Annotated in this window: 17 protein-coding genes; 6 read left to right on the top strand and 11 right to left on the bottom strand. The window is 61.4% G+C overall.

Annotation, left to right across the window (positions count from 1 at the left end; genetic code table 11):
• Positions 1-419: 419 nt before the first annotated feature.
• The 5 genes from QZ292_RS00985 to QZ292_RS00965 form a co-directional block, all read right to left on the bottom strand.
• Positions 420-563: a hypothetical protein gene (locus tag QZ292_RS00985; protein ID WP_294596544.1), complete on the bottom strand. Its 144-nt coding sequence runs from the start codon at positions 561-563 to the stop codon at positions 420-422.
• A gap of 259 nt (positions 564-822) precedes the next feature.
• On the bottom strand, positions 823-1020 hold the full coding sequence (locus QZ292_RS00980; protein ID WP_294596542.1) for a hypothetical protein: 198 nt from the start codon (positions 1018-1020) through the stop codon (positions 823-825).
• 432 nt (positions 1021-1452) lie between these two features.
• Positions 1453-1668, bottom strand: coding sequence for a hypothetical protein (locus tag QZ292_RS00975; protein WP_294596539.1), 216 nt, complete (start codon positions 1666-1668; stop codon positions 1453-1455).
• Positions 1653-1799: a hypothetical protein gene (locus QZ292_RS00970; RefSeq protein WP_294596534.1), complete on the bottom strand. Its 147-nt coding sequence runs from the start codon at positions 1797-1799 to the stop codon at positions 1653-1655. The genes QZ292_RS00975 and QZ292_RS00970 overlap by 16 nt, the downstream gene beginning before the upstream one ends.
• A 40-nt stretch (positions 1800-1839) precedes the next feature.
• Positions 1840-2712: an AraC family transcriptional regulator gene (locus QZ292_RS00965; RefSeq protein WP_294596529.1), complete on the bottom strand. Its 873-nt coding sequence runs from the start codon at positions 2710-2712 to the stop codon at positions 1840-1842.
• Between the two features lie 270 nt (positions 2713-2982).
• Between QZ292_RS00965 and QZ292_RS00960 the strand changes: the two genes are divergently transcribed.
• The gene (locus QZ292_RS00960; RefSeq protein WP_294596568.1) at positions 2983-5613 is read left to right on the top strand and encodes a beta-galactosidase; all 2631 of its coding nucleotides are present in this window, start codon (positions 2983-2985) and stop codon (positions 5611-5613) included.
• A gap of 168 nt (positions 5614-5781) precedes the next feature.
• Here the strand turns inward: QZ292_RS00960 and QZ292_RS00955 are convergent, their stop codons facing one another.
• The 4 genes from QZ292_RS00955 to QZ292_RS00940 all read right to left on the bottom strand — a co-directional run bounded on the left by QZ292_RS00955 (position 5782) and on the right by QZ292_RS00940 (position 13164).
• Positions 5782-8112: a glycoside hydrolase family 95-like protein gene (locus QZ292_RS00955; protein ID WP_294596526.1), complete on the bottom strand. Its 2331-nt coding sequence runs from the start codon at positions 8110-8112 to the stop codon at positions 5782-5784.
• A gap of 2 nt (positions 8113-8114) precedes the next feature.
• Positions 8115-10997: a glycoside hydrolase family 2 TIM barrel-domain containing protein gene (locus QZ292_RS00950; RefSeq protein WP_294596524.1), complete on the bottom strand. Its 2883-nt coding sequence runs from the start codon at positions 10995-10997 to the stop codon at positions 8115-8117.
• 152 nt (positions 10998-11149) lie between these two features.
• Positions 11150-11989, bottom strand: a complete 840-nt coding sequence (locus QZ292_RS00945; RefSeq protein ID WP_294596521.1) for a helix-turn-helix domain-containing protein — start codon at positions 11987-11989, stop codon at positions 11150-11152.
• Positions 11986-13164 (bottom strand): metallophosphoesterase, encoded by a 1179-nt coding sequence (locus tag QZ292_RS00940; RefSeq protein ID WP_294596518.1) that lies wholly within the window; start codon positions 13162-13164, stop codon positions 11986-11988. The genes QZ292_RS00945 and QZ292_RS00940 overlap by 4 nt, the downstream gene beginning before the upstream one ends.
• A gap of 219 nt (positions 13165-13383) precedes the next feature.
• Here QZ292_RS00940 and QZ292_RS00935 point away from each other — a divergent pair, with 219 nt between their 5' ends.
• The 5 genes from QZ292_RS00935 to QZ292_RS00915 all read left to right on the top strand — a co-directional run bounded on the left by QZ292_RS00935 (position 13384) and on the right by QZ292_RS00915 (position 17657).
• Entirely contained in the window at positions 13384-14046 is a 663-nt protein-coding gene (locus QZ292_RS00935; protein ID WP_294596515.1) for a superoxide dismutase, read from the top strand.
• An 824-nt stretch (positions 14047-14870) separates the two neighbouring features.
• Positions 14871-15017, top strand: coding sequence for a hypothetical protein (locus QZ292_RS00930; RefSeq protein ID WP_294596513.1), 147 nt, complete (start codon positions 14871-14873; stop codon positions 15015-15017).
• On the top strand, positions 15002-15220 hold the full coding sequence (locus tag QZ292_RS00925) for a hypothetical protein (protein ID WP_294596510.1): 219 nt from the start codon (positions 15002-15004) through the stop codon (positions 15218-15220). The genes QZ292_RS00930 and QZ292_RS00925 overlap by 16 nt, the downstream gene beginning before the upstream one ends.
• A gap of 89 nt (positions 15221-15309) precedes the next feature.
• Positions 15310-15771, top strand: coding sequence for a type I restriction enzyme HsdR N-terminal domain-containing protein (locus tag QZ292_RS00920; protein ID WP_294596507.1), 462 nt, complete (start codon positions 15310-15312; stop codon positions 15769-15771).
• 5 nt (positions 15772-15776) lie between these two features.
• Positions 15777-17657, top strand: a complete 1881-nt coding sequence (locus QZ292_RS00915) for an ABC-F family ATP-binding cassette domain-containing protein (RefSeq protein WP_294596504.1) — start codon at positions 15777-15779, stop codon at positions 17655-17657.
• A gap of 70 nt (positions 17658-17727) precedes the next feature.
• Here QZ292_RS00915 and QZ292_RS00910 read toward each other — a convergent pair whose 3' ends face one another.
• Positions 17728-19731, bottom strand: coding sequence for a glycoside hydrolase family 97 protein (locus tag QZ292_RS00910; RefSeq protein ID WP_294596500.1), 2004 nt, complete (start codon positions 19729-19731; stop codon positions 17728-17730).
• A gap of 213 nt (positions 19732-19944) precedes the next feature.
• Positions 19945-20994: a ketol-acid reductoisomerase gene (gene ilvC / locus QZ292_RS00905; protein WP_294596496.1), complete on the bottom strand. Its 1050-nt coding sequence runs from the start codon at positions 20992-20994 to the stop codon at positions 19945-19947.
• Positions 20995-21002 lie beyond the last annotated feature (8 nt).

Raw genomic sequence — 21002 nt, 5'->3', positions numbered from 1 at the left:
GCGCGAAAACCAGTTGCGGTTTTCGCGCTGCGCTTGGGGCGGAAACATGGGCTGTGCTGTTGGTCGTGCTTTGTTTTTAGCTGGTGCGACCCTTTAGGGTCGCGCAGTCCGACGCCCCGGCAGGCGGAGGACTGCAATCTTCACGGGCTTGATTGCGTCTCCGCTGGCGCCGGATTGCGTTGGGCTGAGACGTAGCGCGATTCGCAGAATCGCCGGGTCTGCGCGCTGGGCCTTCGACTCCACCCGGGGAGCGCGTAGCCCGAACCGGCAGACGACTTGGGTCGAACTTTTACGACCCTTTGGGGCGCCGGCCTCGGTCTGGGGGGGTAGAGGCTACCAGTAGAAGACGTTGTGCGTCCCTCCCGCTGGGGGAGGTTTGCGGCCCGCGCGGCTCCGCGAGCCGCAAGAGCTCTCTCCGTTTATTCCGAGAGGCAACGCAACTGAAGACCGAGGCCACGGCTGAGCACGCTGCTGGGATTGAACCAAATCACGCCGAAATCCAAGTACATGCCATTGGAACTGCTGACCGTCGAAGACCAGCTGTACCCGTAGCCGACGCTCACTGGATCGCCCGAGCTCGAATCGCGGAAGCCCGGGGCGGGGTGTTCCGTTTATTCCGAGAGGCAACGCAACTGAAGACCGTAGCCACGAGGGTACGCGAAGCTGGAATACTGGAATAAAGGTGCGTCACGTTAAAATCCAAGTACATCCCGTTGCTGCCGCTCACCGACGACGAGTAGCTGAATCCGTAGTTGCCGACGTAGCTCAGCTCACCATTGGCTCTCTCGCGGAAGCCCGGGGCGGGGTGTTGGTCTCTTCTGTTTATTCCGAGAGGCAACGCAACTGAAAACCGTAGGCGCGGCTGTTCGCGTAGCTGGGATCGAGCCACGTCACGTCGAAACTCAAGCCCATGCCATAGGTACTGCTGACCGTTGAAGACCAGTTGCAACCGCTGTGGCCGACGTTGCCCAGTGCGCCCGTATCCCGACGGTGGAAGCCCGGGGCGGTGCCTTCGGGCACTCCGAGATGGCCGTGTCTACCTTAAAAGAATCGCCGGGGGATTTTCAAGGGGGATGTAAGTCCCCCTTGAATGTGCTCTTTGCCTACTTTCTACCACATAGTAGAAAGTAGGGGCCCCCGCGGCCCAAGCGGAACAAAGAAAAGAGATTGATACAGAACCCAAAGATAGATAGCCGAACGACGTTAGGTAAAACGGGCTTTTCCCCGACTGGTCAATCGGGTTTTCTCCGCGCGCCGGGCGATTCATTCTCTTTCGGCTCATCGCCGAAATAGTTGAATCGCCTTTCAAGGCGTCGGCGCGGTGCCTTCGGGCACTCCGAAATGGCAGCCTCTACCCCAACAGGATAGAACTGCCCTTCGCGGGCGGCGTCCGGGTGACCCCGGCGGGACGGAGCGATGCTTGCGCATCGCTAAGGCCGCCTCGCCCCCCGTTTATTCCGAGAGGCAACGCAACAGAAAACCGTCACCACGATTGCTCGCATATGAGGCAAGCAGGTTCGTTGCACCAAATACCAGACGCCAGGCATAAGTACTATTATTAACCGCCGAAGCCGACCATAAGACTCCTCCGTAGCCGGGTTGATCCAGTGCGCCCGTGTCATGATAGCGTAAGCCCGGGGCGGGTGTCCCGTTTATTCCGAGAGGCAACGCAACTGAAGACCGTGGCCGCGGTTGTTCGCGTAGCTGGGGTAGAGATCCTGCGTGTGGAAGGCCAAGAACACTCCAAGGGTCTCGCTGACAGCGGACGACCAACTGCTTCCATTGTTGCCAACGCTCACCGGATCGCCCGAGTCTGCGCCGCAGTAGCCCGGGGCGATTTTATCCTTTGCGCTGATTCCGATATGTTCTCGGCGATTCGCCCATCTGTTTGAGGAATACTTTGGAAAAATGGTACGGGTCGTAGAAACCGAGCCGATAGGCGATCTCTTTGATCTTTAGATCTGAAAAATCGAGTAATGAACAAGCGTGCTGAATCTTCAGCTGATTGAAATAGTGCAGAGGTGAGTAGCCGGTTTTGTGGAGAAACAACTGGCCGAAGTGCGAGGCAGAATAACCGACATGGGAGGCGATCTCTTTGAGAGTCGTCCGCTTTTCGAGGTGCTCTTTCATGAATCCGATCGCACGTTGGACGGCGTCGTTGGGGCGGAGATCGTGCAGGTCGCGGAGTTGCGGGCCGCACAGAAAAGAACCCAGCAGGTGCCACAGGCAGAGGGCGGCGTATTGCAGGTGGTCGATCTGGTAGCCTGTATCGAGATGGCGGTATATCTCTTCGAACAGCCGGATCCGGTCGTCGTGTCGTGTGGCATCGAGGGTGTACGGACGGTTGTAATGGGAACGGAACAGGGAACTCATGTCGCCCGCGAAGTGGAGCCAGTAGATGCTCCACGGGTAGTGTGGTGCAGCAGTGTAGAGGTGGCTTTTGCCCGCTTCGATGATGAAAAACTGCTCCCGGCTCACCCGATATGCTTTGCCTTCCACCTCGAACCGTCCTTCTCCGTCGGTGCAGTAAATCAATATATTTTGCATGGCGCCTTGTTTTCGCTCGCGGAAATGGCCGGCTGCTTCGGGGTAGTATCCGATGTCGGTGATGTGGAGCAGACGAGTGATTTCGTTTTGGGCGAGTTGTTCTGTCAGCGGCTGTGGCAGGATAATTGCCCGTTCGCCTCTGAATCCGTCTTTTTTCTGTTCCATCGGAGAGTGTGTTTACTTCCGCAAAGGTAGCGTTTCGTTACAGATCGAGAAATTATACATCTTATCGTGGTGAATTTACATTGTGTCGGTTGGTGATTTCCGCTTTTTTCGCATCGGAACCATCCATCAAATCTGTGTGCGATCATGATGGCTAAGCACGTTCTCTTTCAGGCATTCGCCGCTTTCTTGATTTATCTGCCCGCTTCTCTCCGTGCCGGAGAAATCGACCGGATAGACTTGTCGGGTTTCTGGCGTTTTCAGGCAGATCCGATGGCGTTCGGTAAAACGCCCGGATCGGAGTTGTATCTGAGCAAGCTGACCGAGACGATCCGTCTGCCCGGTTCGACGGACGAAGCCGGAAAGGGGGTCTTGAACACGGCGGCTCATGTCGACCGCCTCTCCCGCCGGTTCGAATATTGCGGAGCGGCCTGGTATCAGCGCGAGGTGGTGATACCGCAGGCTTGGAACGGTCGGGAGATCGTGCTGGAGCTGGAGCGGTGCCATTGGGAGACTGCTGTTTATGTGGACGGAAAACCGGCAGGGGTGGATGAGCGGCTCTCGACCCCGAACCGATTCGTGCTGACCGACCGTTTGACCCCTGGCGTACATACGCTGACTTTGTGTGTGGACAACCGGCTGAAATATCCGATGGATCATTGGAACCACGGCACGACGGAGCATACCCAGACGAACTGGAACGGGATTGTGGGCGAAATCGCGCTGAAAGCCTATTCTCCCAGCTCCTTTCAGCACACCCGAATAACGACCCGGGACGATGAGGTCGAAGCCCGGTTTGTCTTCCGGGTGGCCCGACCGGTGGCCGGTCGGGTCGAAATCGAGATCGAAGGGCCGGATGGAGCGATCGTTCATCGTTCGGCCTGCCGGAAAACGCTGTCCGGGCCGGCGGATACGCTGACCCTGAATCTGAAACTGACCCGCGCGGCAGAGCGATGGGACGAATTCGCGCAACCGATCTATACGCTTCGGGCCGTGCTGGATGCGGAGGGTGAGAGAGACACGTGTTCGACCCCGTTCGGTTTCCGTACCGTGGAGCAGGGGAGGCATCATGTGCGGATCAACGGGCGGGATATCCATTTGCGCGGCGTGCTGGATTGCGCCGTCTTTCCGAAAACCGGTTATCCGTCGACCGATCCGCAGGAGTGGGAACGGATCTTCCGTACGGTCAGGGAGTACGGGATGAACCACGTGCGTTTCCATTCGTGGTGCCCGCCCCGGGCCGCGTTCGAGGCGGCCGACCGGATCGGACTCTACCTTCAGGTCGAACTCCCCATGTGGATCAAGGATGTCGGCCGATATCCCGCCCGGCGCGACTTCTTCGAACGTGAGATGTTCGCCATTCTGGACGAGTACGGCAACCATCCGTCGTTCGTTCTCTTTTGCAACGGAAATGAAAACGAGGGAGATTTTGCGGTGTTGGAGGATCTGGTGAAGAAGGCGCGGGCGTATGACCCCCGTCGGTTATATTCGGCCTCGACGGCCCGAACTCATGTCGAAAGCGATCAGTTCTACGTTTCCCACGTTTCGAGCAAAGGATGGATCACGGTCTACGAAGGGCGGCCGTCGACCGACTGGGACCTGGCCGAGGCTTCGGATATCGACGTGCCTGTGATCGCCCATGAGACGGGACAGCGGTGTATGTATCCCGACTTCGGAGAGATGGAGAGATACGACGGAGTGCTCGAACCGCGTAATTTCCACCTTTTCCGTGAGCGGCTGGCGCGGAACGGTATGTTGCATCAGGCCGATGATTTTTTTCGGGCGACCGGAGCGCACACCGTCTTGCAGTACAAGGAGGTGAACGAGGCGTTGTTGCGGACGGCCAATTCCGGAGGGTTCCAGTTGCTCGGACTGGCTGATTTCCCGGGACAGGGGAGTGCCTTCGTCGGGATTCTGAACCCGTTCTGGGAGAGCAAGGGGCTGGTCGAACCGGAGCGGTTCCGCGAGTCGTGCGGTCCGCGGGTGTTGTTGGCCCGCTTTCCGAAGCGCGTCTATGGGAACAGCGAACGTTTTCCGGTGAAGTTCCAGCTCTACCACTATGGAGAGCGGACACTTCCCCGTGGACGGCTTTCCTGGAAGCTCGTGGACGAAACACAAAGAGTGGTTGTTGCAGGGAAACTGAAGCATGGCGCTGTTCGTCCTTCGTCCGTCGATTCGCTGGCGTTTGTGGAGGTGCCGCTGAACAGCATCGATTCCGCCGGCAAGTACACTCTCCATGCCTCGCTGGAAGACGGGCTGCACAACGAATGGGACATCTGGGTCTATCCGGAGGAGGCCCGGACGGCTCGGCAGCCGGAGTATCTGCGTCTGTCGGACTGGAACGAGGCCCGGCAGGCTTTGGCGGAGGGGAAGAGCGTCCTGTTCGTGCCGGAAAAGACGAACGGCAGGAAGACCCGTTTCACGGGGCATTTCTGGAATCCGGTGATGTTCGACTGGGCGCCGATGATCGTCGGTACGCTGATCGACCATGACCATCCTGCCTTTACCGATTTCCCGACGTCGTATTATGCCGACTGGCAGTGGACCGATGTGCTGAACCATGCGACGGCGCTGGATTTGACCGGGTTCGACGGGCTGACGCCCGTTATTCAGAGCATTGATACATACGAGGTGAACCGGAAGCTCGGCGTTGCGTTTGAAGCGCAGGTCGGAGCGGGGAGGCTGTTCGTGTTGTGCGTGGACGACAGAACGGATGTCGAAAACCGACCGGCTACGCGTCAGCTTTTGCATTCTGTCGGTCGGTATGTGGCTTCGGAGGCTTTCCGTCCGGCAGCCGAGGTGTCTGTTTCCCGGTTGGATGCCCTGTTCGGATCGTCCGGAGACGGAGAGGCGGAGTCGGACGCCGAAGCACAGGAGGCGATCCGGCAGTTGTTGAACCAGTGATCGGAGGCGGTTGGGAACGTTCGATCGATTAGAGCGAATCTTTGCTCGAAAGGCTGGCTCTCGGTTCCCGCCGGGGAGAAACGAAAATCGTCGGTAGTTTTGCGACAAAGAGGCGCAAAACTACCGACGATTTGTTGACAAAGAGCTGTGGCGGAGTCTCTGTCAGTCTTACGGCCGAAGTCGGATCGGCTCTCCCTTCCGGGTCTCGATCGTCCAGACTCCGCCGTCGAGCGTGGCCGATACGGCACCTGATATATGCGGTGAGGCATCTGCGGGGAAAGGATTCGCCAGTTTCAGCGTACCGCCCATCGTCGGGTCGACTGTTACCTCCGTTACACGGCCGTCGGTCATCGTCGCCGAGAGCAGGAAAGCCCCCTGAGCCCGCAAATCGCGGAACGAGACGTCGCGCCACGAAGCCGGTATGGCCGGAAAGATGCGCACAATCCCTGTGTGACTCTGCAGCAGCAGCTCCTGAATGCCCGCCGCAAAGGCGAAATTCCCCTCCAGCGTGAACGGACGGTAGGTGAAATTGCTCTTCCCCGTGCCGTTCTGCTGTCCGTTGGCGTGGAACGTGTTGGGGAGGCAGAAGCTGTCGGCGAAGTCCCGCAATGCCGAGGCCGCTCCCTCGCCGTCCAGTGCACGGGCCTTCATGTTCGCCAGCCAGCAGAAGGTGTAGCCGACCCACCAGTCGCTGCCGTATTCGTCGAACCGGTCGATCGTCGCCCGCACGATCCGCTCCTCGTCCGCTCCGTGTGTGACGTCCAGCAGCGAGAGCGGGTGGATCGCCAGCGCGTTGGAAAAGTGGCGGTGCGATTCGACGTACGGATGTCCGGCCCCGAAGGTCAGCGCGCCCGTCGAATCGAGGTCGAACGGCGGCAGTTCCGCCTCCAGCGCCGCCCAGTGTGCCGACTCTTCTTTCAACTCCAGTGCGGCGGCCATCTCCGACGCCTCGCGGAACGCGCTCCGCAACAAAGCCAGGTCGTAGTTCGTGATGGTCGGGAACCAGGCCTGAGGCGTATTGTCGTTGATCTCCGGACTCGAACTGATGCGCAACGTCCGTTCTCCCTGCTCATTCTTTACCGTGATCTGTTCGAGGAACGTGGCCACCTCCCGCAGGTAAGGATACCCCATCTCGCGCAGGAAGTCCAGATCGGCCGAGTATTTCCAGTGCAGGTAAAAATGGTGCCCCAGCCACGCCGAGACCGTCTGCGACAGCGCATATTGTATCCAACCGCCCATCGGACGGCCCTCGATCGTCGCCACGCCCGGCACGTTGAGACCCTCGCAACCGAAGTATTGCCGCGTGTATTCGCGGTTGACATCGCGCTGATCCCAAAGCGTTTGCAGGTAGCCGAACCCCTCGTCCAAGTGATTGCCCGTATAACAGGGCCAATAGCTGAGCTGCGTGTTGAGGTCGTGGTGTACGTCCCCTTTCCACGGCGGCAGCAGGCCGTTGTCAGCTGTCCAGACCCCCTGCAGCGGGATGATCGGCGAGTCGCGGCGCGTTACGCAGCCGAATTTGTACATCTCGTTGACATATTGCCGTTCGAGTACCTTGTCCGGCAGCGTGACGGACGAACGGTTCCAATACTCCGCCCACCATTTCCGGTGGTTCTCGTAATCTTTTCGAATCCCGCGCTGCAAGGCCTCGGCCGCCAGTTCGCTCGCCTCCGGTTCGCCGGCCGATGCGGCCCCGGAGGTGGTGATCGACCACGCGCCGATCAATCGTCCCTCCGCGAAGCGGTATTCCACCGCGACGTCGTAGTAGAAATCGCCGTATCCGGGCTGGCGATAGCGGATCGTTCCGCCGTCCGTCCGCCGTTCGTATTCGATCTGGCCCTGTTCGTACCCTAACCGGCGCAGGTCGTGCCCGCCGACCGGGCTGGAGGCGGCCAGTTCGCCCTCTAACTTATACCGTGGGGCGATCACCTCGGGCAGCACCTCCGGCGTAACCCCTTCGAAACGGAACCACCCGACCGGTTCGGTGGCGCTGACGAAACTTTGCAGCGACGCGCCTCCCTCCCACTCCACCTCGGCCAGCGCGTCGGCCAGCACGAGCCGCGCCGACCGTACCGTCCCCAGGCTCCGCACGTCGAACTCGATGGCCGCCCCCGGAATCTTGGACGGGGCGGCCAGCCGGTCGTACGGTTCGTCGAATTTGCGCTGCACGGCGTCGTAGCGGCCCTCCTGCCACATCCGGTAGACCCAGTCGAAACGGAAGCGGTCGCCCGAGAGGCTATCCGTCGGCCGGGTGTCCCACAGGTCGATCCGGTCGAGCGACATCCGCAACATCGAGTCCCGCTGCCAGATCAGCTCGCCCACGAAGGCGTTCCCCAGCGGCAGCGCCTCGTCCCAGCTCGCGGCCAGCCGGTCGAATACCAGATCGTGCGGCCCCGTTTCGGCCTGCAATCGTCCGTCGTCGGCCCGCCGACAGGCTGTGCCGATCACGAGGAGGCCGCCCAGCAGCACTCCGAAGAGGTTTTTCCGGAAAAGAATCATATTTATCGAAGTTCAAAAGTGATTTTTCCACTTAGTGTATCGCCCGCCTGCACACGAATCCGGTCGTCGGTGAACGGAGCGGAGTAGAAGGGTTCGGCCCCGCCGTTGTTGTAGTCGGCCGCGAGCATCTGGATGCGTCCGTCCTGCAGCCAGCAGCGCAGGGCCTGCCGCCCGTCGCCGTGCAGCACGATCCCGTGCCGCCGGTCGTCGGTCAGCGAAGCGCGGCGGATGTTCCGGCGGGTCGAACGGAAATCGACCGAACCCATCGGGTTGGCATCCTCTTTCCAGGCCCCTTGCGGCACCTCGCGCCATGCCTCGACTTCGTGCAGAGGCCGGGCGTTCAGCCGCGCCGTCCCCTTCGGCCGGGCGATGTCCCACTCCGGATAGACCGAAAAATCGGCCTCCCGCTCCCACGACAGATTCTCCATCTGCCGCGGCAACTGCATCACCAGCCCGTACTGCCGCGGATCGACCGCCTTGGCCACCGTGATTTCGTACGCCGCCTCGATCTTGCCGTCCGGGCGGAAACGGTAGACGATCCGCCCCCGGTCGCCGCCGAGGTAGGCCAGCTCGGTCTCGACCTTTATCCCTCCGTCGGACTCCTTCTCGTGCCGGAACGCCGTGGCGTAAAGCACCAGACTCGGATAGCTCTTTTTCGGATACAGTTCGTTCTGATAGGTCTCGTTCGCCACGTTGGGCTTGTCGCCGTTGTCGGCGTTCATCGCCACGAGGCTGAAGGCCGGCCCCTGCAACAACAGGGCCGTACTGTCCCGTGCCGCCCGGGTCATCAGCCCGGTCGTCTTGCTGAAGACCACCGTGTAGCGGTGACCGTCGTTGGCTGTGCCCGTGACGGTCAGCGCGTCGGGCGTCTCGTTCGTCTTCCAGGGAATCGAAAGCTGGTTCGTCGCGACCGTTACCCGGTCGCCCGGGAAGAGCTCTTCGGCACAGACATACCCCTGCGGCCCCGTTACCCGCAGGTAAACCTCCTCGCCGGCCTGTGCGGGAATCAGAATCCGTCCCCGTCCGCGCGCCGGAATCCGCGAGACGATCGGCCGCAGCGGCCCTCCGGCCGGTCCCGCCTCGATCCGCACGCGGCCGAAGTCGATGAAGTCGTACCGGTTTTCGACCGTCAGCTCGATTCCCTCGGCCGTCCGCCGCTGTTCCACGATGCGGAACGGGGTGTAGGCCCGTTTCATGGCCGTGTATTCCGGTTTCGGACGCCGCCAGCCGTCGACCGGCCCCCAAGGCCCGTAACCGACGATCCGGCCGTCGGGCAGGTGGAAGGTGTCGTCGATGCCGCTCCACAGCGCTCCGCCGAGGCAGCCCGGATGGCGATAGATCGTGTCGTACAGCTCGACCAGCGGCCGGCCGAACGCCGCCCGGATGCCCGGGTCGGTCGCCAGCTCGGTGCGGTTGTAGCAGCTCAGATGGGCATATTCACCGAAGAGCACCGGCCGTGACATGGTGTCGCAGGCCGCCACGGCGCCGATCCACGGGTAGTGGAAATTCCACAGGTCGGCCCGGTTGCCGCCGTTGTTGTAGCCGCCCCAGCACTGGTCGTGGAAGCTGAACGGACGGCTCGGGTCGATCCGCTGCACGGAGTCCAGCACCGCCTGCCACAGCGGCGACCAGTAAGACTCGTTCCCCAGCGACCAGAAGATGACCGACGGGTGGTTCCGTCCCGCCTGAATATTCTCCACGTTGGCCCGGATCATATCAGGCAGGAAGCGTTCGTCGCGGTAGTCCCAGTGGTTCCAGATGGGCGACGCGCCGTGCTGGATCCAGCAGAGGGCCGACTCGCTCTCGACGAAGAGCCCCAGCTCGTCGCAGGCGTCGAGAAACTCCTCCGACGGCGGGTAGTGCGACGTGCGGATGTAGTTGCAGTTTCCGGCCTTGAAGAGTTCGGCATCCTGCCGGCACAGCTCCGGCGTGCTGCTCCGGCCGCGCAGCGGATGTACCTCGTGGCGGTTCACGCCGTGCAGCTTGACCGGACGGCCGTTCACCAGCAGCCGGTTCCCCTCCACGGTGACCTGTCGCAGCCCTACGCGCTGTTCGTTGGTCTGCATCTCCCGGCCGTCGACGGAGAGGGTCGTGGTCAGCGTGTAGAGCTTCGGCGACTCCGGATTCCAGAGCCGGGCGTTCCGCACGGTCAGCGCAGCAGAGACCGACCCGTCGGCCGGTACCGGCCGTTTCGTCGCGGCGACCCGTTTGCCGGCCGCGTCTCTCAACGTGTATTCGACGGTCGCCGGCCCGCTTCCCCGTGCGATGTCGGTCGCGATGTGCAGCGTGGCATGTTTATAGAATTTGTCGAGGGTCGTCGTCAGGCTGGTCGAGGCGATGTGTCTCGTCGGCAGGGCGAACAGCGTGACTTTGCGCAGGATGCCGCCCACCGTATGGGCCGCATACTGCGACAGACAGCTCAGCCGGTCGGAGAGGGTCAGCGCCTGCACTTCGACGGTCAGGGTGTTTTCCCGCCCGGTTTCGACGGCTTCGGTGATGTCGAATTCGAACGGCACCATCCCGCCCTCGTGCTCACCGACCGGCCGGCCGTTCACCTGCACCGCGGCGTGCGAGCTGACGCCGTCGAAACGCAACTTGATCCGCTCTCCCTGCCAGTCGTCCGGCACGCAGAACCGGGTGGTGTAAATCGCGGTCTCGCCTTCGCCGACCTCGAAACCCTGCATGGCCCATTCGCCCGGTACTTCGATCGTCGAGGCGGGTTGGGTAGCGGTGCGGAAACTCCATGTGCCGTTCAGCGAGCGTATCGGTTCGGACACGCCGGTCACCGCCGCAGGCCGGGGCGACAGGGGCGGTAAAGAAACGTGTGCGAAAATTGCCGTTACCGTGAGGGTAAGTAACAAAAAGATACTGGTGATTTTTTTCATCGGTCGTTTGGGTTTTAGGTTCAGTTCGGAATCGGTACAAAATTACGGAACGAACCCAAAACGGTATCATGTTCGGAAGGGGAATACGGGTAGGTTCGGGTCTGAAAGCGGCGAAAATGTGTACGAAACGGAACTGTGCGGCCGGTTCGCCTCTATCGGGTCAGGCTTTTGGGTGCCCGGCCGGTCTGTTGCCGGAATACGCGGGCGAAATACTGGGGCGACCGGAAGCCGCAGGCGAATGCCACCTCCTTGACCGACATCTCGGTGTTCCGGAGCAGTTCGACCGCGCGGTCGACCCGCACCCGGGTCAGGTATTCGAGCGGCGAGAGGTTCAGGTTCCGATCGAAGAGCTTGCGCAGGTAGCGGCTGCTGACACCGGCTTCGGCCGCCACGTCGGATATGGCGAGGGGATCGGCGAAACGGGTGTGGATCGTCGCCAGGGCGGACTGCATGGCCGGGTCGGAACCGATCGAGAGGGAGGTGCGGTTCAGGTAGCGGCGCAGCAGGATCAGCAGTTCGGTGTAGTAGAGCAGCACCAGCGGTTCGTACTCCTCCTGCCGCTCGTCCAGCTCGTTGACGATGCGTTGCACGGCGCGCATGATGCGGAGGTTGTTGGCGATGCGTGTCACTCCGCCCTCGGTGCCCGGGAGCGGCGGAAGTCCCTGCTCCGGCCGGCCGAGGATGTCGGGGTGGAATTCGAGCTGGATGAGGGTCGCTCCCTCGGAGCCGGCCTCGAAGTAGTGTTCGACGTCCGAACCGATCAGCATCGTTTCGTCCTGTTTGAAGCTGGCGCTCCCGTTCGCCAGCCGCAGGATGCAGTTCCCTTTTTTGATATAGTTGATCTCGATGCGGCGGTGGCGGTGCGGGCCGTAGGTCTCGTACGGACGGAACGAGATGAGGCGCGAGACTTCGGCGAGCGGGCCGTGGCCCGGGCGGTCGGCGATCGTTCTCAGGGTCTCCCAGACGGACGAAGCCGATAATGAAGCGTTCATTGCGCTAAGTTAGTATTTTCCGGCCGATTCTCGCGGCGCAGGATCAGCAGGTCGATCTCGGGCCAGGCGCCGAACCGGAACGGAATCGTGCCGCCGAGTCCCAGCGAAACGAACAGTTGCCGGTCTCCTTCGCGATACAGCCCGCCCCACTCCGGATAGCTCCACCGCGAGGGTGAAAAACGGCCCACTTTCAACTGCATGGCGTGGGTGTGACCCGAGAGGGTGAGCTGGATGTTGCTCGCGGGGAGTACTTCGCGCCGCCAGTGGCTGGGGTCGTGGCTCAGCAGGATCTTGAAGGCCCCCTCCGGTACGCCGCGCAGCGCCTGCGGGAGGTCGCCCCGCGACGGAAAGGGCGGACGGCTGTCGTTCTCCACACCGATCACGAAGAGGCTGTCTCTGCCGCGCCGGACGGTGCGGTGCTCGTTCAGCAGCACTTCCCAGCCCATCTCTCCCTGTCGGCGGATCAGTTCGGCCGTGTTGCGCGCGGCGCCGTCCGGACGGTCGTAACGCCGGTAGGTGCAATAGTCGTGGTTGCCGAGCACCGAACAGACTCCGTCCGGTGCCCGGAGCTGCGACAGAATCCCGACGTACGGGTCGAGTTCGTCGGTCGAGGCGTTCACTAAGTCGCCCGTGAAGAGGATCAGGTCGGGCCGCAGGGCATTGACCCGCTCCACGAGCTGCCGGACGTAGGCGGTGTCGCCGCCGAAAGTCCCTATGTGGAGGTCGGAGAGGTGGACGATGCGATAGCCGTCGAAAGCCGGGGGCAGTTCACTCGAAAGGATCGTGGTTTCCTGTACGACCAGCCGTTTCCATCCGCGGGTGAAGCCGTAGCAGCATGCGGCGCAGACGGCGATCGCCGCGACGGCTCCGATTGCCGTCCCGACCCGTCCGGCATGGGGTACGAGCAGCCCGATGCCTCGTCCGGCCAGCGAACACAAAACGAAAATCAGTTTCGGGACGGCAATGCACATCAGCAGACCGAAAAACAGACGGGTCACGCCGTCGTGGTACAGCCCGCCCAGCCAACAGCTCAATGCGGCGAGTGCCAGGAGGGTCGGAATCCAGTAGACGATCTTCCATCCCCTCCCCACGTTCCGGCGTACGAAGGCGAACCAGATGTAGAGGTCGGGCAGGAACAGGACGAACAGCGACACGAGGAGAAAAAGAAGGGTCATGGATGGTCTTTTTCTATTGATTTCTAATAACAAACGTTTGCCGGCCGGTTTTATTTTGTCGAACCGGCCGGGATTCCGCGTCGGGGGGAGGTCTGGCGGGCTTGTCCGGGCCGTAAATATACTCTCTTCGTCCGAAATTTCGCGGCGGCCGGAGGAAAATGTCTCGGTGTGGCATGCGGTTTGCGAGTCGGTTCATTCAAATCATCTATTGCAGGAGTTATGAAAAAGCATTTTTTAATCGCCGTTTTCGCGTTGCTGGGACTCTGGACTGCCGACGCTTTCGCGCAGGCGGCTCCGAAACACCGGCTTCCGGAACTGCCTTATGCACTCGATGCGCTGGCGCCGAAGATGAGTCGCGAAACGCTCGAATTCCACTACGGCAAGCACTATCAGGCTTATCTGGATAACCTGAATGCGCTGATTCCGGGTACGCCGTATGCGGTTCTTTCGCTGGAAGAGCTGGTTCGCAAGGCGCCCGACGGGCCGATCTTCAACAATGCGGGACAGGCGCTGAATCACGAGCTGTTTTTCCTGGGACTCTCGCCGACGCCGCAGTCTCGACCTTCCGGAAAACTGGCCGAGGCGATCGATCGCGATTTCGGCTCGTTCGACGGCTTCAAGGCGCAGTTCGCCAAAGCGGCTGCCGGTCTGTTCGGTTCGGGATGGGCGTGGCTGGCGACCGATCGGGCGGGGAATCTGCGTATCACGACGGATGCCAATGCCGGCAATCCGCTGCGTTACGGTCTGACTCCTCTGCTGGGGCTGGATGTCTGGGAACATGCCTACTATCTCGATTATCGCAACCGTCGTACGGAATACATCGCCAATTATTGGGATCTGGTGGACTGGAAGACGATCGGACACAGGTATGATCGGCGGTAGACCGAAAGAAAATATTTTCCGAGGCGCGCGGACAGAGAACGGGGAAGGAGTTGGGCCGAACTGATAAGTGGAAATGCGCCAGCATTTCCCGTCCACGGGACGTGGGGCCTGCCCGGCCCGAGGGCAGTTGATGCTCGACCGCGCGCTGTCGCCTTAACGGGAAAATCATTCAAAAGCGCACCACGCTTTTGAATAAGATTTTCCCAAGCGCGCGGGCAAAGAATAGGGTGAAGCAAACAGGTTAGCGATACGTAGTATCGCTCTGTCCCGCCGGGGTCACCCGGACGCCGCCCGCGCAGGGCAGTTCTATCCGGTTCAGAGCTCGACCGCGCGCCACGCCTGAAAAGGAAAATCGTCAAAATGTGCCGGCACGTTTTGACTGGATTTCCCAAGGCGCGCGAACAAAGAACGCGGCGGAGCGACAGCGGAGCCGCAGTGAGGCAAACACAGGATTGTGCTTTGGGCCGAAAGCGAGTAGCGCGATTCGTAGAATCGCCGGGCTTGCGCGCTGGGCCTTCGGCCCACCCCCGGAGCGCGCAGCCCGAAACGGTATTAGCAGAACTCTTGCGGCTCGAAGAGCCGCCCCGGGCTACCGCGGCAACGCCTCAGGCACACCGGGCGGCTACAGCAACGGTGGCTACAGTTGGTCGTCTGAAGTGAAGGGTGTCTACGGGCAGTTTTTGTGGTTCGACACGCAGGGTCTCGGCCCCAGCAGCACAAACCACCGTGCCCACAGTTTTCAGTTGCGTTGCCTCTCGGAATAAACGGAAAGCCCCGCGCCGGGCTTCCGCGACGCAGGCAATTTTGGACGGTTAGGCGATCTGGTGTACGTCGGCCACCACGGGTTCAGCTACTCGTCGTCGGTGAGCGGCAGCAACGGGGTGTACTTGGATTTCGGCGTGACGTACCTCGGTCTTAGCAACGCGCACAGCCGCGCCTACGGTTTTCAGTTGCGTTGCCTCTCGGAATAAACGAAACCGCCCCGGGCTTCCGCGACGCAGGCAACAATGGACAATTAGGTGCACTGACGAACGTCGGCTATTACGGGTACGGCTGGTCGTTTGCCATCAGCAACGCCAGCGGTGTGTTCTTGAATTTCAGTGCGCAAGGCCTCAATCCCAGCAACTCGGGCAGCCGCGCCTACGGTTTTCTGTTGCGTTGCCTCTCGGAATAAACGGGGGCGAGGCACTTGTCTGGTTTTCCACCCTCCTGATTCCGAATAGAGGCAGAAAAGCCCCGAAATTTTCGTTATTTTGCACCCCTATGATGCTCGATCCCGAAAAATATCCTGCACTCAACCTGCCCGATGCCGGACTGAAGCTCAGGGACGTGGGGCCGAAACCCGAAGTGTGGGACGCTTTGCGGCGCAAATGGCTCGTGCTCACGCCGGAAGAGTGGGTCAGGCAGCACTTTATCCGCTTTCTGACCGGGAGCCGGGGCATCGATCCCTATCGCATCGTGCAGGAACAGCCGTTGCGTATCGACGGCTTCTCCCTGCGCGCCGACATCGTCGTCTACTCCCGGCAGGCCCAACCGCAGCTCGTCGTCGAGTGCAAAGCCGCCGCGGTCGCCATCACGCAGGAGGTCTTCAACCAGGTGGCGCACTATAACATCCGTCTCGGCGTTCCTTATCTGGTGGTGACCAACGGATTGCAGCACTATTGCTGCGAGATCGACCACGCCGCACGAAGCTACCGTTTTATCCACGAAATACCGCAACTGTAAATCATATGGCTATCCATCTCCAGGTAGAGGCGCTCACCAAATCGTTCGGAGAACGCACGCTGTTCGAAAACATCACCTTCGGCATCAGCGAGGGGGAGCGCATCGGGCTGATCGCGGCCAACGGGGCAGGAAAGACCACGCTGCTCAATATCATTGCCGGACGGATGGACTATGACAGCGGGGCGGTGGTCTTCCGGCGCGACCTGAGGGTCGGCTATCTGGAACAGAATCCGCAGTTTCCGGCCGGGACGACGGTGCTGGAGGCCTGTTTCCACGGCGAAAACGAAACCGTCAGGACTTTGGCGCAGTACGAACAGGCTCTGGCCCGGAACGATGCGGCGGCGCTCGACGCCCTGTTTCCCCGGATGGAGGCGCTCGGGGCGTGGGACTTCGAACAGCGGGCCAAGCAGATTCTCGGACGGTTGCAGATCACGGACCTCGAACAGCGGGTCGAAACCCTTTCCGGCGGACAGCTCAAGCGGGTGGCGCTGGCCGCGGCGCTGATCGTCGAACCCGAACTGCTGATCCTCGACGAGCCGACCAACCACCTCGACCTCGAAATGATGGAGTGGCTGGAGGAGTACCTTGTCGGGCGGCGCATGAGTCTGCTGATGGTGACCCACGACCGCTACTTCCTCGACCGGGTCTGCAACGAAATCCTCGAAATCGACGACCGCAGAATCTACAGCTACAAGGGCAATTACAGCTACTACCTCGAAAAGCGCCAGGAGCGGCTCGACGCGGCGGACGCGACGGTGGCGAGGATGAAAAACCTCTACCGCAGGGAGCTGGAATGGATACGCCGCACGCCGTCGGCGCGGTCGGGAAAGGCCAAGTACCGCATCGATGCCTTTCAGGATATCAAAGAGAAGGCGCACGTGCGGCGCAGCGAGGCGGAGGTGCAGTTAGACGTGCGGCAGACCTATATCGGAAAGAAGATTTTCGAGGCGCTGCACCTCTTCAAACGGTTCGGCGAGCGGGTGATTCTCGACGACTTCAGCTACCTCTTCGCGCGATACGAGAAGATGGGGATTGTGGGGAACAACGGAACGGGGAAGTCGACTTTCATCAAGATGCTCCTCGGGCTCGAACCGGTCGACAGCGGGGTGGTCGACGTCGGCGAGACGGTGCGGTTCGGCTATTACAGCCAGCAGGGGATGGAGTTCGATCCGCAGGCGAGGGTGATCGATATCATTACGGCCATTTCGGAGAATATCACCTTGAGTGATGGCAAGCAGATCAGCGCGTCGCAGTTGCTGACGCGGTTCCTCTTCTCGCGGCAGGCGCAGTACGACTATGTGGCGAAGCTGAGCGGGGGCGAACGGCGGAGGCTCTATCTCTGCACGATTCTGATGGCGAATCCGAACTTCCTGGTGCTGGACGAGCCGACGAACGACCTGGATATCCGGACGCTCAATGTGCTGGAGGAGTATCTGGCGGCGTTTTCGGGCTGTCTGATCGTGGTGTCGCACGACCGCTATTTCATGGACAAGGTGGCGGATCACCTGCTGGTGTTCCGCGGAGAGGGGCGGATCGAGGATTTCCCGGGAAACTATACGGATTACCGCGCCCGGCAGAAGGAGCGGGAGGCGGAGAGAGCGGCTGCGTCCAAAGCGGTTCCGGCGGTTCCCAAGGGGGTGGTTCCGGCGGCGGAGAGGCCCAAGGAGCGGGTCAAGGGAAAGCTGTCGTTCAACGAGAAACGGGAGTTCGAGCTGCTGGGCGAGGAGATTCCGCGGCTGGAGGCGGAGAAGGCGGCGCTGGAGACGGAGATGAGCAGCGGGACGCTCTCGGCGGACGAGCTGATGGCCAAGTCGGAGCGTATCGCGGCGCTGATCGACGAAATCGATGCCAAGTCGATGCGCTGGCTGGAGCTCTCGGAGCTCTAAAGTCTCTGGTTGTTGGCATTTTGCCGGGGGAAACCGTGCCGTTGGCGGGACGTGTTTCCCCCGGCTCTTTTTATTTGTCCCGGGGCAGGAAGGTGACGGCTGCGCCTCCTCGCGCGGCCATCGCGATTTCGAGCGTGTCGGCTGCCGTCACGGTGCGTTCTTCGATCCGGTAGTGCCCGGGGTGCTCGCCGGAGTCGGGGGCATCGGCGTAGATGACGGCGGTATAGGTCGTGCCGGGTGTCAGAAAGTCGAGCCGCTGGGTCAGCGTCCGCGGCCGGTCGTTCGTTCCGGCTCCGAGAAAGTAGCGGTCGCCGGCGCGACGGACGGTGACGATGTATTCGCCGATCTCGCCCTGCAAGGCTGCCGACCAATCGCAGTCGGCGTCGAAGTCGCGGAAAAACCGGAAGGCCGGATGACCGTCGTAGTTCTCGATCAGGTCGGCGGCCATCTGCAACGGCGAGTAGAGGATGACCCAGTTGGCGATCTGGCGGGTGAGGGTCGTCCGGATGCGGCAGTGGGCGTTCGGGCCGTTCCATTCGATCCGGCCGGGGTCGGATTTGGCTCTCGAGTAGTCGAGGTCGAAGATGCCGGGGGTGTAGTCCATCGGGCCGCTCAACAGGCGCACGAAGGGCAGAGTGGTCAGGTATTCGGCCGAGTTGCCTGCGCTCCAGGCGTTCCATTCCATTCCGCGGGCTCCTTCGCGGGTCATCATGTTGGGCCATGTGCGTCGGATGCCGGTCTCTTTGATCGGTTCGTGCACGTCGAGCATCAGCCGGTACCGGGCGGCGGTCTCTACGACGCGCTGGTAGTGCTGTACGCCGTATTGCGAGTGGTGCGAGTAACCGCCCCGGAAGCCGCCGGCGTAGCCGGTCTTGAGGGTGTGGACACCCAATTCGGCATAGCGGGCCATGGCGCGTTCCATTTCGGCTTCGTATTCGGGGATGTTGCCGCCGGTCTCGTTGTGCATCCAGAGCTCGATGCCTTTCTCGCGGGCGTAGGCGGCGATCCGCTCCAGATCGAAGTCGGGGTAGGGATCGGTGTAACTGAAATGCTGGTTGCCGCCCCAGTTCTCCCAACCCTGGTTCCACCCTTCGAACAGAACGCCCTGGATGTTGTTGGCGGCGGCGAAGTCGATATGTCGGAGGGCGTTTTCGGTGGTCGCTCCGTGGCGCGGGCCGAGGGTCCAGACTTGGGTGCCGAGGTGCATCCCCCACCAGACGCCGACGTATTTCTGTGGCGTGATCCAGGAGGGGTCGGAGATTTTCGAGGGCTCGTTCAGGTTGAGTATCAGCGAGGAGTTGATGAGGTCGACGGCGCGGTCGCCGAGCTGGACGGTGCGCCAGGGGGTGACGAACCGGCCGGGGATGTGGGCTTTCGTGCCGTCGGGCAGCGGGGCGAGGGAGGTGCGAAGGGGGCCGGAGGCGCTGTCGCGCCGGAGGATCATCTCGGGATAGTCGTACAGGGCGGCTTCGTGGATCGAGCCGTAGGTGGCGGTGGAGGTGCGGAAGGTGAAGGGGGTGTTGGCGTCGGCGACGGCCGAGATCGGCTGCCGCCGGTATTCGAGTTCGTAGGTCTCGAAGTTGCCGGGGATGGACCAGGAGAGGCCGTCGCCGGCCACGCGGAATTCGGTCAGTTCGTCGGTGACGGTCAGCGAGTCGGGTCGGTTCAGCTCGTAGCGGAAGGCGATGCCGTCGTCGTAGGCGCGGAAGCGCAGGGTCAGACCGTCCGGTTCGTCCGGGGAGGAGAGGGTGACGGTCATCTCGTTGTAGTGGTTCCGGAGGGTTTTGTTTTCGCCCCAGGGCTGTTCCCAGAGCTGGTCGGCGGTGGTGTGCCGGATGGAGGTGGCGGTGAAGGGGGTCGGATGGGTTTCGCGGGTCGCGATGCCGAGAAGGGAGGGGAGGATCAGAGGCTTTCCGTCGCGTTCGACGGCGTAGGTGGGCCGTCCGTCCGAGTCGAGACCGAAGCGGACGGTGTTCCGTCCGTCGGGCGAGGTCACGCGGGTTTTTGGAACGCATCCGGTCAGCAGCAGGAGGAGCAGGCTGGCGTTGAGGGGTAGGTGGCGGAGGAGGTTCATGGTTGGGATGGGTTGGTGCATAGGGATTGGGTCATGCCTGTCGGTGACCGATTGCAAGATACGGTTTTTTCGGCTTTCCGGCGATGGAAAAGACGGTCGTTTTTCGAGCGGGGGAGGGGAGTATTGGGGGCGGGCGGTGCGATTATAGCATTAGGGGTTGGATTTCGCTTAGAATCCAACCCCTAATTATTTGTTTGTCAGATAGATAGATATCTATTTGTTGTTCTCCGGACGCAATTTGCGCACGGTCATCCCTGCCTGCCACATCTCGCTCTCGCGCAACTCTTTGAGCTCTTTTTCGAGCCCTTCGCGGTAGTCGGGTTTCGAGTTGCAGTCGATCGAACGCTGCGCTTCGTTCCCGTTAGCTACCTCGCTATAAAGTTTCTGGAATACCGGCAGCGTTGCGTCCCGGAAGGGCTTCCACCAGTCCAATGCCCCGCGCTGTGCGGTGGTGGAGCAGTTGGCGTACATCCAGTCCATCCCGTTCTCTGCCACGAGTGGCATCAGCGACTGGGTCAGCTCTTCGATGGTTTCGTTGAAGGCTTCGGACGGGGTGTGCCCATGTTCGCGCAGCACCTGGTACTGTGCGGCAAAGATCCCCTGGATAGCGCCCATCAATGTCCCGCGTTCGCCGGTCAGGTCGGAGTAGACTTCGCGTTTGAAGTCGGTTTCGAAGAGGTAGCCCGACCCGACGCCGATCCCGAGAGCGAGCACACGGTCTTTGGCGCGTCCGGTGGCGTCCTGGAAGACGGCGAAGCTGGAGTTCAAGCCGCGTCCGGCGACGAACATCCGACGCAGCGATGTCCCCGACCCTTTCGGTGCGACGAGGATGACGTCGACATCGGCGGGCGGCACGATGCCGGTCTTTTCTTTATAGGTGATGCCGAAGCCGTGCGAGAAGTACAAAGCCTTACCCGGCGTCAGGTGTTTCTTGACGGTGGGCCAGAGGGCGATCTGGCCGGCGTCGGAGAGGAGGAATTGGATGATGGTCCCGCGCTGGCAGGCTTCTTCGATTTCGAACAGGGTCTTGCCGGGTACCCAGCCGTCGGCGACGGCTTTGTCCCAGCTCTTGGAGTTCTTGCGCTGGCCGACGATCACGTTGAAACCGTTGTCGCGCAGGTTCATGGACTGGCCGGGGCCTTGTACGCCGTAACCGATCACGGCGATGGTCTCGTCTTTCAGGATTTCTGCCGCTTTGCTCAGGGGGAATTCTTCGCGTGTGACGACGCTTTCTTCCACGCCTCCGAAATTGATTTTTGCCATTGTTTTTG

It is taken from the genome of uncultured Rikenella sp. (assembly GCF_910577125.1).
In the GTDB taxonomy this organism is placed as follows: domain Bacteria; phylum Bacteroidota; class Bacteroidia; order Bacteroidales; family Rikenellaceae; genus Rikenella.
Note: the sequence above shows the minus strand (reverse complement) of the source record. Positions and strands in the feature narration are given on the sequence as shown.

Coding starts and splice junctions, on each gene's coding strand:
- QZ292_RS00920 (WP_294596507.1), top strand. CDS start 15,310: ATGATGCTCGATCCCGAAAAATATCCTGCACTCAACCTGCCCGATGCC.
- QZ292_RS00945 (WP_294596521.1), bottom strand. CDS start 11,989: ATGAACGCTTCATTATCGGCTTCGTCCGTCTGGGAGACCCTGAGAACG.
- QZ292_RS00955 (WP_294596526.1), bottom strand. CDS start 8,112: ATGATTCTTTTCCGGAAAAACCTCTTCGGAGTGCTGCTGGGCGGCCTC.
- QZ292_RS00910 (WP_294596500.1), bottom strand. CDS start 19,731: ATGAACCTCCTCCGCCACCTACCCCTCAACGCCAGCCTGCTCCTCCTG.
- QZ292_RS00950 (WP_294596524.1), bottom strand. CDS start 10,997: ATGAAAAAAATCACCAGTATCTTTTTGTTACTTACCCTCACGGTAACG.
- QZ292_RS00965 (WP_294596529.1), bottom strand. CDS start 2,712: ATGGAACAGAAAAAAGACGGATTCAGAGGCGAACGGGCAATTATCCTG.
- ilvC (WP_294596496.1), bottom strand. CDS start 20,994: ATGGCAAAAATCAATTTCGGAGGCGTGGAAGAAAGCGTCGTCACACGC.
- QZ292_RS00940 (WP_294596518.1), bottom strand. CDS start 13,164: ATGACCCTTCTTTTTCTCCTCGTGTCGCTGTTCGTCCTGTTCCTGCCC.
- QZ292_RS00935 (WP_294596515.1), top strand. CDS start 13,384: ATGAAAAAGCATTTTTTAATCGCCGTTTTCGCGTTGCTGGGACTCTGG.
- QZ292_RS00960 (WP_294596568.1), top strand. CDS start 2,983: ATGGCGTTCGGTAAAACGCCCGGATCGGAGTTGTATCTGAGCAAGCTG.
- QZ292_RS00915 (WP_294596504.1), top strand. CDS start 15,777: ATGGCTATCCATCTCCAGGTAGAGGCGCTCACCAAATCGTTCGGAGAA.